Source organism: Demequina phytophila (assembly GCF_000971135.1).
In the GTDB taxonomy this organism is placed as follows: Bacteria; Actinomycetota; Actinomycetes; order Actinomycetales; family Demequinaceae; genus Demequina; species Demequina phytophila.
Window position 1 is genome coordinate 166,687 of the sequence record NZ_BBLW01000001.1, and the last position, 13,892, is coordinate 180,578.

At 70.3% G+C, this 13,892-nt stretch carries 14 protein-coding genes; 4 read left to right on the top strand and 10 right to left on the bottom strand.

Annotated elements, in window-relative coordinates:
- Positions 1-14 precede the first annotated feature (14 nt).
- Positions 15-593, bottom strand: a complete 579-nt coding sequence (locus tag AOM01_RS00810) for an NADPH-dependent F420 reductase (RefSeq protein ID WP_062287589.1) — start codon at positions 591-593, stop codon at positions 15-17.
- A gap of 105 nt (positions 594-698) precedes the next feature.
- Between AOM01_RS00810 and AOM01_RS00815 the strand changes: the two genes are divergently transcribed.
- Complete coding sequence (locus AOM01_RS00815) at positions 699-1,277, top strand: MarR family winged helix-turn-helix transcriptional regulator (protein ID WP_062287592.1); 579 nt, start codon at positions 699-701, stop codon at positions 1,275-1,277.
- Positions 1,278-1,332: 55 nt separating this feature from the next.
- Here the strand turns inward: AOM01_RS00815 and AOM01_RS14545 are convergent, their stop codons facing one another.
- The 4 genes from AOM01_RS14545 to AOM01_RS00830 all read right to left on the bottom strand — a co-directional run bounded on the left by AOM01_RS14545 (position 1,333) and on the right by AOM01_RS00830 (position 3,945).
- Positions 1,333-1,476 carry a hypothetical protein gene (locus tag AOM01_RS14545; RefSeq protein ID WP_169746489.1) on the bottom strand — a complete coding sequence of 48 codons (144 nt, stop codon included), beginning with the start codon at positions 1,474-1,476 and terminating at the stop codon, positions 1,333-1,335.
- Positions 1,477-1,489: 13 nt separating this feature from the next.
- On the bottom strand, positions 1,490-2,947 hold the full coding sequence (locus tag AOM01_RS00820; RefSeq protein WP_062287594.1) for an NAD(P)/FAD-dependent oxidoreductase: 1,458 nt from the start codon (positions 2,945-2,947) through the stop codon (positions 1,490-1,492).
- Between the two features lie 112 nt (positions 2,948-3,059).
- Entirely contained in the window at positions 3,060-3,446 is a 387-nt protein-coding gene (locus tag AOM01_RS00825) for a phage holin family protein (RefSeq protein WP_062287597.1), read from the bottom strand.
- A gap of 79 nt (positions 3,447-3,525) precedes the next feature.
- A complete protein-coding gene (locus tag AOM01_RS00830; RefSeq protein ID WP_062287599.1) occupies positions 3,526-3,945 on the bottom strand; it encodes a phage holin family protein in 420 nt (139 codons plus the stop codon).
- Between the two features lie 298 nt (positions 3,946-4,243).
- Here AOM01_RS00830 and AOM01_RS00835 point away from each other — a divergent pair, with 298 nt between their 5' ends.
- Positions 4,244-5,890 carry a cation:proton antiporter domain-containing protein gene (locus AOM01_RS00835; RefSeq protein WP_062287602.1) on the top strand — a complete coding sequence of 549 codons (1,647 nt, stop codon included), beginning with the start codon at positions 4,244-4,246 and terminating at the stop codon, positions 5,888-5,890.
- Positions 5,891-6,041: 151 nt separating this feature from the next.
- Positions 6,042-6,455: a winged helix DNA-binding protein gene (locus tag AOM01_RS00840; RefSeq protein WP_062287605.1), complete on the top strand. Its 414-nt coding sequence runs from the start codon at positions 6,042-6,044 to the stop codon at positions 6,453-6,455.
- Positions 6,456-6,477: 22 nt separating this feature from the next.
- Here the strand turns inward: AOM01_RS00840 and AOM01_RS00845 are convergent, their stop codons facing one another.
- On the bottom strand, positions 6,478-6,891 hold the full coding sequence (locus AOM01_RS00845) for a carboxymuconolactone decarboxylase family protein (protein WP_062287607.1): 414 nt from the start codon (positions 6,889-6,891) through the stop codon (positions 6,478-6,480).
- Positions 6,892-7,017: 126 nt separating this feature from the next.
- Here AOM01_RS00845 and valS point away from each other — a divergent pair, with 126 nt between their 5' ends.
- Positions 7,018-9,771 carry a valine--tRNA ligase gene (valS, locus tag AOM01_RS00850; RefSeq protein WP_082109916.1) on the top strand — a complete coding sequence of 918 codons (2,754 nt, stop codon included), beginning with the start codon at positions 7,018-7,020 and terminating at the stop codon, positions 9,769-9,771.
- A 118-nt stretch (positions 9,772-9,889) separates the two neighbouring features.
- Here the strand turns inward: valS and AOM01_RS00855 are convergent, their stop codons facing one another.
- The 4 genes from AOM01_RS00855 to AOM01_RS00870 form a co-directional block, all read right to left on the bottom strand.
- A complete protein-coding gene (locus tag AOM01_RS00855; RefSeq protein ID WP_169746490.1) occupies positions 9,890-10,819 on the bottom strand; it encodes a DUF559 domain-containing protein in 930 nt (309 codons plus the stop codon).
- A 207-nt stretch (positions 10,820-11,026) separates the two neighbouring features.
- Positions 11,027-12,283 carry an ATP-dependent Clp protease ATP-binding subunit ClpX gene (clpX, locus tag AOM01_RS00860; protein WP_062287613.1) on the bottom strand — a complete coding sequence of 419 codons (1,257 nt, stop codon included), beginning with the start codon at positions 12,281-12,283 and terminating at the stop codon, positions 11,027-11,029.
- A gap of 226 nt (positions 12,284-12,509) precedes the next feature.
- Entirely contained in the window at positions 12,510-13,211 is a 702-nt protein-coding gene (locus AOM01_RS00865) for an ATP-dependent Clp protease proteolytic subunit (RefSeq protein ID WP_174441880.1), read from the bottom strand.
- A gap of 5 nt (positions 13,212-13,216) precedes the next feature.
- The gene (locus tag AOM01_RS00870) at positions 13,217-13,795 is read right to left on the bottom strand and encodes an ATP-dependent Clp protease proteolytic subunit (RefSeq protein WP_062288557.1); all 579 of its coding nucleotides are present in this window, start codon (positions 13,793-13,795) and stop codon (positions 13,217-13,219) included.
- Positions 13,796-13,892 lie beyond the last annotated feature (97 nt).

Here is a 13,892-nt window from a genome sequence, read left to right on the forward strand (position 1 = left end):
CAGCGTGTGGCTGTTCAGCGCGCGACGGCGAAGCCGCCGGTCCACGGCAGCTTCTCGCCGACGGCGAGGGTGAGCTGCGCGAAGCCGATCGCCTCGAGCTCGTGCGCACGGGCGAGCGAGCCCGCGTCGATCCCGTCGAGGCCGCCGGCCTCGATCGCAGAGATGAGCGTCGCCTTGGCCTCGGACGAGTCGCCGGCCACCAGCACGGTCGTGGTGAGCTCGCCGACCCTCTTCGACGCGAGGGTCGCGGCGAAGGTGGTGTTGAAGGCCTTGAGGACCGTGGCGGCGGGGATCTTCGCCTGGATCTCGGCGGTCGCGGACGAGCCGGCGGGGACCACGAGCGAGTCGAAGGTCTCGAAGTTCAGCGGGTTGGTGATGTCCACGACCACCTTGCCGTCGAACGCCGAGCCGTAGGCCGCGAGGATCGCGTCGACCGCGGGGAACGGCACGGCGAGGACCACGACGTCGCCGGCGAGCGGCGCGGTGCCCACCTCGTCCTTCGCGACGTAGGTGACCGAGCTGCCGCCGTCGGCGAGCACGCCGCCGATCGCGTTGGCCATGTTGCCGGTGCCGATGATGGTGAAGGTGGTCATGTCCTGATCCTTTCGATGCGAGCCTGGCGGCCCGTTAGTTGTACCTACAACCACCGACCATAGACCCTCTTGGTTGTAGATGCAACCTCTTGGTAGGATGAACCCATGACGAGCACCACCACCGCCCTGCGCCACCCCGAGCGCGTCGCGGTCGCGCGCCTCCACGCGCTGCTCGAGCTGCTGCCGACCGCGCTCGATCACCGCCTGGCGGACGCCGGCCTCACCGCCTTCGAGTACACCCTGCTCGAGGCCCTCGACGAGGCGCCCGCGCACCGCCTGCGCCTCAGCGCCCTCGCCTCCCGCACCAACGCGACCCTGCCGCGCCTCTCGCGCGTGGTGACCGGGCTCGAGCGCAAGGGGCTCGTGGTCCGCGCCGCGTGCGCCGAGGACGGCCGCGCCTTCAACGCCGTGCTCACCGACGCGGGTGCGGACGCCTTCGCGGACGCCCGCCCGGTCCACGCGGACGCCGTGCGCGAGATGGTCCTCCAGGACCTCACCGAGCAGGACGTCGACGCCCTGTCGGATCTCGCGCTGAAGATCCTCGGCCGCCTCGACCCCGACCGCCGCCTCGCGGTCACCGCGTCGCTCGCCGCGTGCGCGGCGGACCCCGCACCCGCGACCGAGTGTGCGGCCGACCCCGCGCCCGCAGCCGACGCATCCTGCCCCGCCGACCCCGCCGAGTAGCGCGCGGCCCGCACGCCGCGCGTCGTCCCCGGAACCCGCGGGACGATGCGCGGGTTCAGTGGTGCTTGCGCGCCAGCCTCCACATGGTCCAGGACGTCCCGATGAAGCGGGCCGCCTGAGCCAGCAGGCTGCGACGCCTCCGCAGCTCCGCCCCGGTGGGCAGCGGCGCTTGGGCGATCCGCTCGTTGGTCGTATCCATCACAGACCTCCGCTCACTCCGGGATCCACGTCCACCCGGGACGCGCCTTCGCCTTGTAGATGAACAGGGTGTGCAGCATGCGCTTCACCCAGTGGCCCGAGAGCCCGATCTCACCCTTGGTCGCCTTGAGGTCGCGCCCCGTCTCGGGGTAGCGCTCCCAGTCCGGCACCACCGGGCTCATCGTCATCGCCGCGGCCGTCCCCGACCGGAACCCGGTCCCCGCCGAGGCGACGCACGCGGCCGCCATCTCGGACATCGACGCCGCATGGGTGGGCGCGGGCGCCGCGTGCAGGATCATGTCCGCGATCGACTTCGCGACCACCTTGCCCATGGTGCCCGAGGGCATGCCGGTGCGCGGGGGCGACGGCGCTACCGCCACGCCATCCGGGGTCGCGCGGGGACGGGAGATCTGGTGCGGCGGCGCGAACGCGATCCCCACCGCGAACACGTTGCGGTAGGTCGGGTTCTGGTACGTGCGCGGCCAGTCGCGGGCGCTCCACTCCTCATAGGGCCTGGGCGTGTAGTCCGCGTCGACCTTGAGGAAGCCCGACGGCGCGAACACGGTCGCGGTGATGTCCTCGCCGGCGCGGTCGAAGGCCTTCCAGTCGTTGCCCTTGAACGGCGGCAGCAGCATCGCGAAGTCGTAGGCGAGGTCGTTGTGGGACCCGTCGAGCTGGTCGTAGTGGATCACGCCGGGATCGATCGAGGTGACGGCGGCACCGGTGATGGCGCGCACGCCACGCTCACGGAACAGCGACTCGGTCCACAGCTGCGAGGTGGTGCGGTACCCGTTCTGCTCGAACTCCATGCCGCCCACGCCGAAGTCGCCGAGCTCGTTCTCGTTGGTGAGGTAGACGATCTCGGCGTTGTCGCGCACGCCCGCCTCGCGGAGCTCGTGCTCGACGTTGAACGTGTACTCGAACGCCGCGCCCTCGCAGGTGCAGGTGCCGTGCCCGACGCCGATCACGACCGTCTGGCGGCGCGTCCGCAGCACGGTGATCAGCGAGGCGAGCCGCGCCGCCGCCTCGGTCGCGTGGTCCGGCGTGCACACCGACAGCGTGTGCCCGCCGTCGGGCCCCAGGCCCGGGGTCGCGCCGAAGTTGAGCTTCGGGCCGGTGGCGTTGACGACGTAGTCGTACCGGATCTTCTCCGTCCGACCCTTGCGCCCGGGAGAGGTGCGCTCGACCTCGACGGCGGGCTTCGCATCGTCCGCGTCGCCCTCGGGCCACAGCGCGACGGCCTTCGCCTGGACGAAGGAGATGCCCTTCTTCCTGTAGATGGGCGCGAGCTCGAAGACCACGTCCTCGTGGCTCATCCTCCCGACGCCCACCCAGATGTTGGACGGGATCCAGTTGTAGGTGGGCTTGGGGTTGACCACCACCACCTCGTGCTCCGGGGGAAGGAGCTTGCGCAGGTACAGGGCAGCCGTGTGCCCCGACACCCCGGCGCCCAGGACGACCACGCGGGCCATGACCGATCACCTCGCTGACCTGAAAGGAGGGCCGTCGTCGTTGACGGCCCCTCAGCCCAGGTCTATACCCCCGAGGGTATCTACCGCAAGGGACGTTGGTCCCCCGCACGCGTCAGTCGCGGCGGTTCTCCACGGCCTTCTTGAGGAAGATCATGGGCAGCAGCCACGTCGCGAGCGCCGTGATGAGCCACACCAGCACGGTCGCCGCGATCCACGTGCCCACGCCGTCGATCGACAGGCCGTCGACCACGAGCGAGGTGATGAGCAGCGCCACGAACGTGGAGACGAGGCCCACGCCGCCCAGGAACGCGTTGGCGTACTTGGTGGCCATCTTGAAGATCAGCGGGGACAGGATCCACTGCGCGACGGTGAAGATCACCGCGGCGACCAGGAGCCCCACGAAGTCGATGGTGAAGCCGTCGAGGACCATCGAGGTGATCCAGAGACCCAGCGCTGCCGAGCCGAAGAAGATCAGCGTGTTGATCAGGAATCGCACCATGGTGCCGACGCTACTACCGACACGCCCGTTTTGCTCGGAAATCAGGGACGATGCGTGGGTCGAGGGACGATGCGCCGGTTCAGTCGCGCTTGTCGACGGCCTGGCCGTCGGCGGGCTTCTTGTCGCGGTCGCCGATCCTGTCGAACAGCCCGGGCAGCACCCACACGCCGATCGCGGTGATGAGCCACACCAGGAGGGTGCCGGCCGCCCACGTCCCGAAGCCGTGGATCGTGAGCCCCGAGGTGAGCGTCGCGGTGATGAGCAGCGCGACGAACGTCGAGATGATGCCCACGCCGCCCACGACGGCGCGGGCGCGCTTGTGGATCTGGCGCTCGATGAGCGGCGACAGCAGGCTCTGCGCGAGCGCGAAGATGATGGTCGCGGTGATGAGGCCGCTGATCTCGAGCTCGAAGTCCTCCCCGAGCATGAGCGAGGTCAGCGCGAGCGCCGCCACCGCCGACGCGAGGAACACGGCCGCCTTGAGCAGGAATCTCTCCATGAGCCGACGCTACCCCGCGGGTGGCGGGATGCGCGAGGACTCACGCCGAGCATCGTCCCAGGCAGCGCCCGCCGGACAGACGACGAGGGCGCCTCCGGGGAGGCGCCCTCGTGGTGCTGTCGACCATGTCCGGCCACCAGGGACTTGCGGCCGGTTTCAAGGCGATCAGGTCCTAGGACCTTGTGCCCAGAACACTAACGCATCGCACGGAATTCCCGTACCCCCTCACGTATTCGCGGAGCGCGAACCAGCCGGTCCCGGACACATGCGCGCAAACTCGGACGGATAGGGTCGGGGCATGCTCCACCATGCCCCCCTCATCGAGATGATCGCAGTGGGCCTGGTAGCGGCCTTCATCCTGGGCTTCGCGGCGCAGAAGCTGCGCCTGTCCCCCATCGTCGGCTACCTCGCGGCCGGCCTGGTGATCGGTCCGTACACGCCCGGATTCGTGGGCGACGTGGACCTCGCGACGCAGTTGAGCGAGATCGGCGTGATCCTGCTGATGTTCGGCGTGGGCCTGCACTTCAGCTTCAAGGAGCTGCTCGCCGTGCGGCGCGTCGCGCTGCCGGGCGCGATCGCGCAGATGACGGTCGCGACGGCGCTCGGCACCGGGCTGGGCCTGCTGCTGGGCTGGGGCATCGAGGGCGCGCTGCTGTTCGGGCTCGCGCTGTCCGTCGCGTCGACCGTGGTGATGCTGCGGGCGCTCGAGGAGCGGCAGCTGCTCGACACGCGCGCCGGTCACATCGCGGTCGGCTGGCTGATCGTCGAGGACCTCGCGATGGTGATCGCGCTCGTGGTGGTGCCGGTGCTCGCGGGCGGCGACGCGTCCGGAGCCGAGCTCGCGGGCGAGCTCGCGCTCACCGTGCTGCGGGTCGGCGCCTTCGTGGCGCTCATGTGGTTCGTGGGACGCCGCGTCATCCCGTGGGCGCTCGCGCGCGTCGCGGACACCGGGTCCCGCGAGCTGTTCACGCTGGGCGTGCTCGCGATCGGGCTGGGTGTCGCGGTGGGCGCCGCATGGATGTTCCAGGTGTCCTTCGCGCTCGGCGCGTTCTTCGCCGGCATGATCCTGCGCGAGTCCGACCTCTCCCACCGCGCCGCCGAGGACTCCCTGCCGCTGCGCGACGCGTTCGCGGTGCTGTTCTTCGTCGCGGTCGGCATGCTGGTGGACCCGTCGATCGTGCTGCGGCAGCCGGTGGCGCTGCTCGCGACCGTCGCGATCATCGTGGGAGGGAAGTTCGTCATCGCGTTCGGCCTGGTGCGGATGCTCAAGTACTCGCGATCCATGGCGCTGCTCATCGCGGTCTCGCTCGCGCAGATCGGAGAGTTCTCCTTCATCCTGGTCACGCTCGGGGCCGACCTCGAGATCCTCCACGAGGACGCGCAGGACCTGGTGCTCGCCGGCGCGATCATCTCGATCATCCTCAACCCGCTGCTGTTCGCATGGGTCGCCAGGATCCTCGCGCGCAAGAACGCGCTGCCCGAGGACGCGGACGCCGGGCCGGTCTCCTCGGAGGCCACCGGGCACGTCATCGTGGTGGGCTACGGCCGCGTGGGCGGCCGGGTTGCGAAGGCGCTCTGGGCCGCGGAGATCCCGGTGGTGGTGATCGACGACGACGAGACGCGCGTGCAGAAGATCCGCGACCGCGGCCACGAGGCCATCCTGGGCAACGCCGCGCGCGCGGGCGTGCTGCGCTCCGCCGGGATCGGTGCGGCGCGTGCGCTGCTCGTGGGCATCCCCGACCCGCTCAACGCCGGGTCCGTCATCGCGAAGGCTCGCTCGCTCGAACCCGAGCTGGACATCGTGACCCGGGGCCACGGCACACGCGACGTCGAGTACCTCGAGGGCCAGGGCGCCTCGCGGGTGCTGGTGGGCGTCCACGAGGTCGCGGACCTCATGGTCGAGCGCGTGGGCGGCCCGCCCAACGAGTCCGAGGCGCGGGGCTAGCCGCGTCGCGTCGATTGCCCATGACACTTGTGACGCAAGTGGACCGGTGGGGCACGTGAGGTCGCCACATCCTTCACGCGGCAACACCTGCGTCACAAGCGCCATTGGAGATCATCGGGCGGTCGCCTGGTGCGCGGCATAGCCTGGGGGTATGAGCCACGACGCCGTCCGTCTCGACGCTCTCATCAAGGCGCTCAGCCACGCCTACGACTCGGCGTTCGACGAGGCCCTCGCGGACCGGTCGACCACCCGCGCGGAGTTCGTGATGCTGAGCCTGCTGGCCCGCTCCCCCGACCCGATGACGTGGCAGCAGCTCGAGGACCACATGACCCCCTTCTACAGTCCGGCCAAGCTCACCGACGCGTGGAACGGCCTGGTTGCGGGCGCCTGGGCCGAGGACCTCGAGGGGCTGCGCGCCGCCACGCCCGAGGGGCGCGAGGTGGTCGACGAGCTGCACGACGAGATCGAGCGCATCCACGACGACGCATCGGAGGGCCTGACGGACGCGCAGATCGAGGCGGCGGAGACGGTCGTGCGGACGATGCTGGGGAACCTCGAGCGCTGAGCGTCGAGTCTCCCGATCGCGCCTACTCGGCGCCGCGCATGACCCTGTTCCACGCGTTGGTGACGGCCACCACCTCGACGATCGCGCCCAGCTGGGTCGCGTTGAACCACTCGCCGGCGTGGGCCCGCGCCTCCTGCTCGAGCGCCCGCGGGGCATCGGTGAGGACCTCCGCGAGACGCAGCGCAGCCGCCTCGCCGTCGGTGACGAGGCCGGGACGGATCTGACGCGCGGGGCGCGCGAGCGCCGCGATGAGATCCGGGCGCGTGCCGCCCTGCGCGAGGGACTCCGAGTGCAGACGCACGGAGTGGTGGCAGCCGTTGAGGTGCGACACCCGCAGGCGGATCATGTCGCGCAGCCGGGGCTCCAGGGCGTCGCCGACGTCGCCGTCGATCCGCTCGAGCGCCTTGAGGAAGCCGGCGCCAACCCTCGCCTCCATGCGCGCGACGCTACCCGTGCATCGTCCCCCGGTACGGGAGGCGTGCCGCCAGGCGCCCAGGTGCCCCGCGCATCGTCCCTGCTCTCGATTCCCGAGCACGGTCGCGCCTCTGGAAGAATGGCGCCCATGACTTCGCGCATCCCGGACAAGGCCACCGTCGACGGGCTTGAGGACCGCTGGAACGAGGCCTGGGAGGCCGCCGGCACGTACCGCTTCGACGAGTCGAAGACCCGCGAGCAGGTGTACTCGATCGACACCCCGCCGCCGACCGTCTCGGGTTCGCTCCACGTCGGCCACGTCTTCAGCTACACGCACACGGACGTGGTCGCGCGCTTCCAGCGCATGCGCGGCCGCGAGGTGTTCTACCCGATGGGGTGGGACGACAACGGCCTGCCCACCGAGCGCCGCGTCCAGAACTACTACGGCGTCCGGTGCGACCCCACGCTCCCCTACGTCGAGGGCTATGAGCCCCCGTTCGAAGGCGGCGAGGGCAAGTCCGTGAAGGCGGCGGACCAGCAGCCGATCTCGCGTCGGAACTTCGTCGAGCTGTGCGAGCGCCTCACCGCGGAGGACGAGAAGCAGTTCGAGTCGCTGTGGCGCCACCTGGGCCTGTCCGTGGACTGGTCGCGCACCTACCAGACCATCTCCCCGTCCTCGCAGGCGGTCGCTCAGCAGGCGTTCCTGCGCGGGCTGTCGCGCGGCGAGTGCTACCAGGCCGAGGCGCCGACCCTGTGGGACGTGACGTTCCGCACCGCCGTCGCGCAGGCCGAGCTCGAGGACCGGGAGCGTCCCGGCGCGTACCACCGTCTGGCGTTCGAGCCGGCGGCGGACATGGAGGAGGCCACCGGCTCGTACGAGTCCGTGTGGATCGAGACCACCCGTCCCGAGCTGCTGCCCGCGTGCGTGGCGCTGGTCGCGCACCCGGATGACGAGCGCTACCAGGGCCTGTTCGGCAAGCACGTGCGCACGCCGCTGTTCGGCGTCGAGGTGCCCGTGGTCGCGCACCACCTGGCGAACCCCGAGAAGGGTTCCGGCATCGCGATGATCTGCACCTTCGGCGACGTCACCGACGTCACCTGGTGGCGCGAGCTCCGCCTGCCCACGCGCCCGGTCTTGGGCTGGGACGGCCGGATGCTCGCCGAGGCACCCGCGGGTGTGGTGTCGGCCGAGGGGCTGGCCGCGTACGGCGAGCTCGCGGGGCTCACCACGTTCTCCGCCCAGAAGCGGATCGTGGAACTCCTGACCGAGGCCGGCGTCATGGACGGCGAGCCGCGCCCCATCTCGCACCCGGTGAAGTTCTTCGAGAAGGGCGACAAGCCGCTCGAGATCGTCACCACGCGCCAGTGGTACATCCGCAACGGCGGCACCGACGCCGCGCTGAACTCCGAGCTGGTCGCGCGAGGGTCCGAGCTCGACTTCGAGCCCGACTTCATGCGCGTGCGCTACGAGAACTGGGTGAAGGGCCTCACCGGCGACTGGCTGATCTCGCGCCAGCGCTTCTTCGGCGTCCCGATCCCGGTCTGGTACCCCGTGCTCGCGGACGGCTCGCCCGACTACGACCACCCGATCGTGCCCGCCGAGGACGCCCTCCCCGTGGACCCGTCGGCCGACGTGCCCGTGGGGTACTCGGCGGACCAGCGCGACGTCCCCGGCGGCTTCACGGGCGAGAAGGACATCATGGACACGTGGGCGACCTCGTCGCTCACCCCCCAGATCGTGTGCGGGTGGCGTGACAACCCCGCGCTGTTCGCCGCCACGTTCCCCATGGACCTGCGTCCCCAGGGCCAGGACATCATCCGCACCTGGCTGTTCTCCACCGTGGTCCGATCGCACGCCGAGCACGGCACCCTGCCGTGGAGGCACGCCGCGATCTCGGGCTGGATCCTCGACCCCGACCGCAAGAAGATGTCGAAGTCCAAGGGCAACGTCGTGACGCCGATGGGCCTGCTCGAGCAGCACGGCTCTGACGCGGTGCGCTACTGGGCCGCCGCCGCGCGCCTCGGCACGGACGCGGCGTTCGACGAGGGTCAGATGAAGATCGGCCGTCGCCTCGCGATGAAGGTGCTCAACGCGTCGAAGTTCGTGCTGGGTGCGACGGGGATCGCGACCGCCGCGGGTTCGTCGCTCGCGGCGGGAGTCGATGCGACCGCCGCGGTGGTGTCAGCCCCCGTCACCGAGCCGCTCGACCGCGCGATGCTGTCGGCGCTCGCCGACGTGGTCGACGCTGCGACCAAGGCGCTCGAGGGCTACGACCACACCAAGGCCCTCGAGGTCGCGGAGACGCTCTTCTGGACGTTCTGCGACGACTACCTCGAGCTGGTGAAGACCCGCGCCTACGACGGTGCGGCCCCGGGCGAGGCGATCGACCCCCTGGCGCCGTGCTCGGAGGGTGCGGCCTCGGCGCGCGCCGCGCTCACCCTCGCGCTGCAGACGTTCCTGCGCCTGTTCGCGCCGGTGCTGCCGTTCGCGACGGAGGAGGTCTGGAGCTGGTTCCAGGAGGGCTCCGTCCACCGCGCCGCGTGGCCCGTGTCCTCGCCGCTGCGTGAGGCCGCCGGCGCCGACTCGGCGGGTGCTCCCCTGCTGGCCGCCGCAGGCGAGGCGCTGTCCGTGCTGCGCAAGGTCAAGTCCGAGGCCAAGGTGTCCCAGCGCACGCCGCTCGCGTCGGTCGACCTGCTGGTGCCGGCCGCGAAGGCGGGCTTCGTGCGAGCCGCCGCGCCGGACCTGCTCGCGGCGGGTCGCGTCGAGTCGATGCAGATCGTTGACACCGAGGCCGCGCTCGAGCCCAATGTGGACGGGCTCGGCTCGGAGGACGGCTCCTCGGACGAGATCGCCGACCCGACGGTCATGCGCACCGAGAACGCAGTCCTGGGCGAGGCGTAGTTCTCCTCGCCCTCCACCCCCTCCCCAACTTCACCGCTATGGGGAACTCAGCGACGGTTCTGGAAGGTTTGCCACTCCTGTGGGGAACTGAGTGACGCTTCGAGGCGCGCGCCGCGAGTCATCTCGCGCTGCGCGCCTCGAGCACCTCGCGCACGCGCGCACGGCATTGCTCGGGTCGCTCGATGATGTCGTCGTAGGTCAAGCGGACGGTCTGAATCCCGATCCCGGCGAGCAACGCGTCACGACGGACGTCTCGCTGCCGCTGCTCCGGGTTCGCATGCGAGGCGGCGCCATCGAGCTCGACGGCCGTCATGGTGCTGGGGTCGTACATGTCGAGCCTGAAGAACTCGCCCTGCGCCGTCACCCGATGCTGTCGGAGGAAGCGCGCAAACTCCCCCGTGTTGAACACACGGCGCAGGCCCACCTCCTCGAGGTAGTTCTCGGCTCCGCGCTCCGCGGCCTCGACACGCCTGAGGAGTTCGGCGCGCGCCGTGCACCGCGGGACCCGCGCCAGCGCATCCCGGATGGCACGGGCCGTCGTGAAGCCGCTGCGGAACGCACGGTGCACGGCCGACGACCGGTCTCCCCGTGCGAGCCCGCCGAATCCGTGGATCACCGCCATGTCGGGTCCCAGCACCGTCGCGCGCCCGATGCGCGTGGTCGGCGGGCGGTAGGTCAGGCGCCTCACGCGGATCCACGTGGGTGGATACGGGCGTTCGCGGTGCGGCACGGCGATCTCGATGATCTCCGGTGGCTCGACCACGAATCCCCACAGGAACATCGCGGCCACGCCGGAGACCGCGGCGTTCGGTCCCGCCCAGAGCAGCGCGGCGTCCACGCGGGCCGCGAACGACTCGGCGTGGATGGCCGCGACGTAGGTGTCCGGCAGCAGCCTCACGATGTCTCCGCGTGCGATCGCGGTACGTGCTTTGCGCTCCGACGTGATCCCCTTGAGCTCGTCGAACGTGAAGGCACGAGGCTCGCGGCGCAACGCTTCGACAAGGGAGCCGCCAGGTGCCACCGTAGGCAGCGGCCTCAGATGGGTCATGCGACCGTTGTAGGCGACACGGCGGGGCCGGTCAGCAGGCGCGACCGGCGCTGGGGAGGCACGAGCGACGATGCGGTGCCGGGGACATCGGCCCACCACCGGGCAAGCCCGTCGCGCAGTTCCCCATGGCTCGCTCAGACCTGCCAGAACCGTCGCTGAGTTCCCCATAGCGCGCGGGGCGGACGCGCGGGCGCGGCGCGAGCGGACTTAGGCCGCGCCGGCTTCCTCGACCGGACCCTCGAAGGCCGGCCGGGCGCGTTCGAGCACCGTCTCGCGCGTGACGATCACGCGGGCGATGTCGTCGCGGCCGGGGACCTCGAACATGGTCTCCTGGAGGACCTCCTCCATGATCGCGCGGAGGCCGCGCGCGCCGGTGCCACGGTCCAGCGCCTGCTCGGCGATCGCCTGGACCGCCTCGGGCTCGAACTCGAGCTCCACCGAGTCGAGCTCGAACATGCGCTGGTACTGCTTCACCAGCGCGTTCTTGGGCTGGGTGAGGATGTTGACCATCGCGTCGACGTCGAGCGGGTTCACGGTGGCGATGACGGGCATGCGGCCGATGAACTCCGGGATGAGCCCGAACTTGTGCAGGTCCGTGGGGGTGACCTCGGAGAACAGGTCCGTGTTGTCCGCCTCCTTGAGCGTCGCGCCGAAGCCGATGCCCTTGCGGCCCACGCGCGAGCTGATGATCTCCTCGAGGCCCGCGAAGGCTCCCCCGAGGATGAACAGCACGTTGGTGGTGTCGATCTGGATGAACTCCTGGTGCGGGTGCTTGCGCCCGCCCTGCGGCGGCACCGAGGCGACCGAGCCCTCGAGGATCTTCAGCAGCGCCTGCTGGACCCCCTCGCCGGAGACGTCGCGCGTGATGGACGGGTTCTCCGCCTTGCGGGCCACCTTGTCGATCTCGTCGATGTAGATGATGCCGCGCTGGGCCTTGTCGACGTCGTAGTCGGCTGCCTGCAGCAGCTTGAGGAGGATGTTCTCGACGTCCTCGCCCACGTAGCCGGCCTCGGTGAGCGCGGTGGCGTCCGCGATCGCGAAGGGCACGTTGAGCATCTTCGCGAGGGTCTGCGCGAGGTAGGTCTTGCCCGTGCCGGTAGGGCCGATGAAGAGGACGTTGGACTTGGCGATCTCCACCTGGTCCTCGTCGCCCTTGAGCCGGGTCTCCCCGGCGCGCACGCGCTTGTAGTGGTTGTAGACCGCGACGGACAGGGCTCGCTTGGCGCTGTCCTGACCCACGATGTACTGGCCCAGGAAGTCGAAGATCTCGCGCGGCTTGGGCAGCTCGGTGAGCTCGGCCTCGACCTGCTCCGCGAACTCCTCCTCGATGATCTCGTTGCACAGCTCGATGCACTCGTCGCAGATGTACACGCCGCCGCCCGCGATGAGCTTGCGCACCTGCTTCTGCGTCTTTCCGCAGAACGAGCACTTGAGCAGGTCGCCGCTGTCAGCGGGTCGGTTCATCGGGGGCTCCTCTCACGAACTCCGTCGTGCCCCTCCAGGCTACCCACGGGGTCCGACAAGCGTCGGGCGGCGCGCCGGGCCCCCGGATGCGCCTGGCGCGTAGCAGGACCGTCGATGCAGCGCCTTATGCAATCGAGACCTTCCCGTCATGCATCCGAAACGCGGCGGGGGCGCCGCACGCGGAGAAAGCCGCGCGCGACGCCCCCGGCGTCTCGTGGAGGGGGTCCTACGAGTGGACGGCCTGCGTGCCCTTGCGGGACTCGAGCACCTGGTCCACCAGGCCGTAGTCGCGCGCCTGGGCGGCGGACAGGAACGTGTCGCGCTCGATGTCCTCGCGCACCTTCTCCGGCGTCTGGCCGGAGTGGAACGCGAGGGTGTTCTCGAGCCACTCGCGCATGCGGAGCATCTCCTCCGCGTAGATCTCGATGTCGGAGGCCTGCGCACGCGCGCCGCCCTCGATGCGAGGCTGGTGGATCATCACGCGGGCGTTGGGCAGCGCGAGGCGCTTGCCCGGCGTGCCCGCCGCGAGCAGCACAGCCGCCGCGGAGGCGGCCTGGCCCAGGCACACGGTCTGGATCTCGGGCTTGATGTACTGCATCGTGTCGTAGATCGCGGTGAGCGCGGTCTGCGAGCCGCCCGGCGAGTTGATGTACAGGGTGATGAGACGGTCCGGGTCCTGCGACTCGAGGACCAGGAGCTGCGCCATCACGTCGTCCGCCGAGGCGTCGTCGATCTGCACGCCGAGGAAGATGATGCGGTCCTCGAACAGCTTCGCGTAGGGGTCCTGGCGCTTGAAGCCGTAGGCCGTGCGCTCCTCGAACTGGGGAAGGATGTAGCGCGACGAGGGGGCGTCGGACACGCCGCCCCCGTACGCTCCGCCGCCGAAGGCGCCCGCCGTACGGCCGGCCGCCTGGAATGCGCGCTGGATCTCGCTCACGCCTTGCCTCCCTGGGACTTGTCGCCGGCCTCGGCCGCGTGCTTGATGACCTTGTCGACGAAGCCGTACTCGAGCGCCTCGTCCGCCGTGAACCACCGGTCGCGGTCCGCGTCCTTGGTGATCTGCTCGATGCTCTTGCCGGTCTGAGCCGCCGTCAGCTCCCCGAGCACCTTCTTCATGTGCATGATGAGCTCCGCGTTGATGCGGATGTCGGTCGCGGTGCCGTAGATGCCGCCCGAGGGCTGGTGCATCATCACGCGGGCGTGCGGCGTCGCGAAGCGCTTGCCGGGCGCGCCCGACGAGAGCAGGAACTGCCCCATCGACGCCGCCATGCCCATCGCGACGGTCGCGACGTCGGGCTTGATGTACTGCATCGTGTCGTAGATCGCCATGCCCGCGGTGATCGATCCGCCGGGGCTGTTGATGTACAGGTAGATGTCCTGGTCCGGGTCCTCCGCTGCCAGCAGCATCATCTGAGCGCAGATGGCGTTCGCGTTGTCGTCGCGCACCTCGTCGCCCAGCCAGATGATGCGCTCGCGCAGCAGCCGGTTGAAGATCGAGTCGTTGAGCGCCATGCCGGGCCCCTCGCCTCGTGCCGTGATCTCGTTCACGTGTGTCCTCCTGTCGAGCGTCCTGGTTGACAGTAACGCGCAGCACCGACGCCTCGATGCC

Excerpts from the sequence above, each read along its gene's own strand:
- AOM01_RS00810 (WP_062287589.1), bottom strand. The coding sequence starts at position 593 with ATGACCACCTTCACCATCATCGGCACCGGCAACATGGCCAACGCGATC.
- AOM01_RS00815 (WP_062287592.1), top strand. The coding sequence starts at position 699 with ATGACGAGCACCACCACCGCCCTGCGCCACCCCGAGCGCGTCGCGGTC.
- AOM01_RS14545 (WP_169746489.1), bottom strand. The coding sequence starts at position 1,476 with ATGGATACGACCAACGAGCGGATCGCCCAAGCGCCGCTGCCCACCGGG.
- AOM01_RS00820 (WP_062287594.1), bottom strand. The coding sequence starts at position 2,947 with ATGGCCCGCGTGGTCGTCCTGGGCGCCGGGGTGTCGGGGCACACGGCT.
- AOM01_RS00825 (WP_062287597.1), bottom strand. The coding sequence starts at position 3,446 with ATGGTGCGATTCCTGATCAACACGCTGATCTTCTTCGGCTCGGCAGCG.
- AOM01_RS00830 (WP_062287599.1), bottom strand. The coding sequence starts at position 3,945 with ATGGAGAGATTCCTGCTCAAGGCGGCCGTGTTCCTCGCGTCGGCGGTG.
- AOM01_RS00835 (WP_062287602.1), top strand. The coding sequence starts at position 4,244 with ATGCTCCACCATGCCCCCCTCATCGAGATGATCGCAGTGGGCCTGGTA.
- AOM01_RS00840 (WP_062287605.1), top strand. The coding sequence starts at position 6,042 with ATGAGCCACGACGCCGTCCGTCTCGACGCTCTCATCAAGGCGCTCAGC.
- AOM01_RS00845 (WP_062287607.1), bottom strand. The coding sequence starts at position 6,891 with ATGGAGGCGAGGGTTGGCGCCGGCTTCCTCAAGGCGCTCGAGCGGATC.
- valS (WP_082109916.1), top strand. The coding sequence starts at position 7,018 with ATGACTTCGCGCATCCCGGACAAGGCCACCGTCGACGGGCTTGAGGAC.
- AOM01_RS00855 (WP_169746490.1), bottom strand. The coding sequence starts at position 10,819 with ATGACCCATCTGAGGCCGCTGCCTACGGTGGCACCTGGCGGCTCCCTT.
- clpX (WP_062287613.1), bottom strand. The coding sequence starts at position 12,283 with ATGAACCGACCCGCTGACAGCGGCGACCTGCTCAAGTGCTCGTTCTGC.
- AOM01_RS00870 (WP_062288557.1), bottom strand. The coding sequence starts at position 13,795 with ATGGCGCTCAACGACTCGATCTTCAACCGGCTGCTGCGCGAGCGCATC.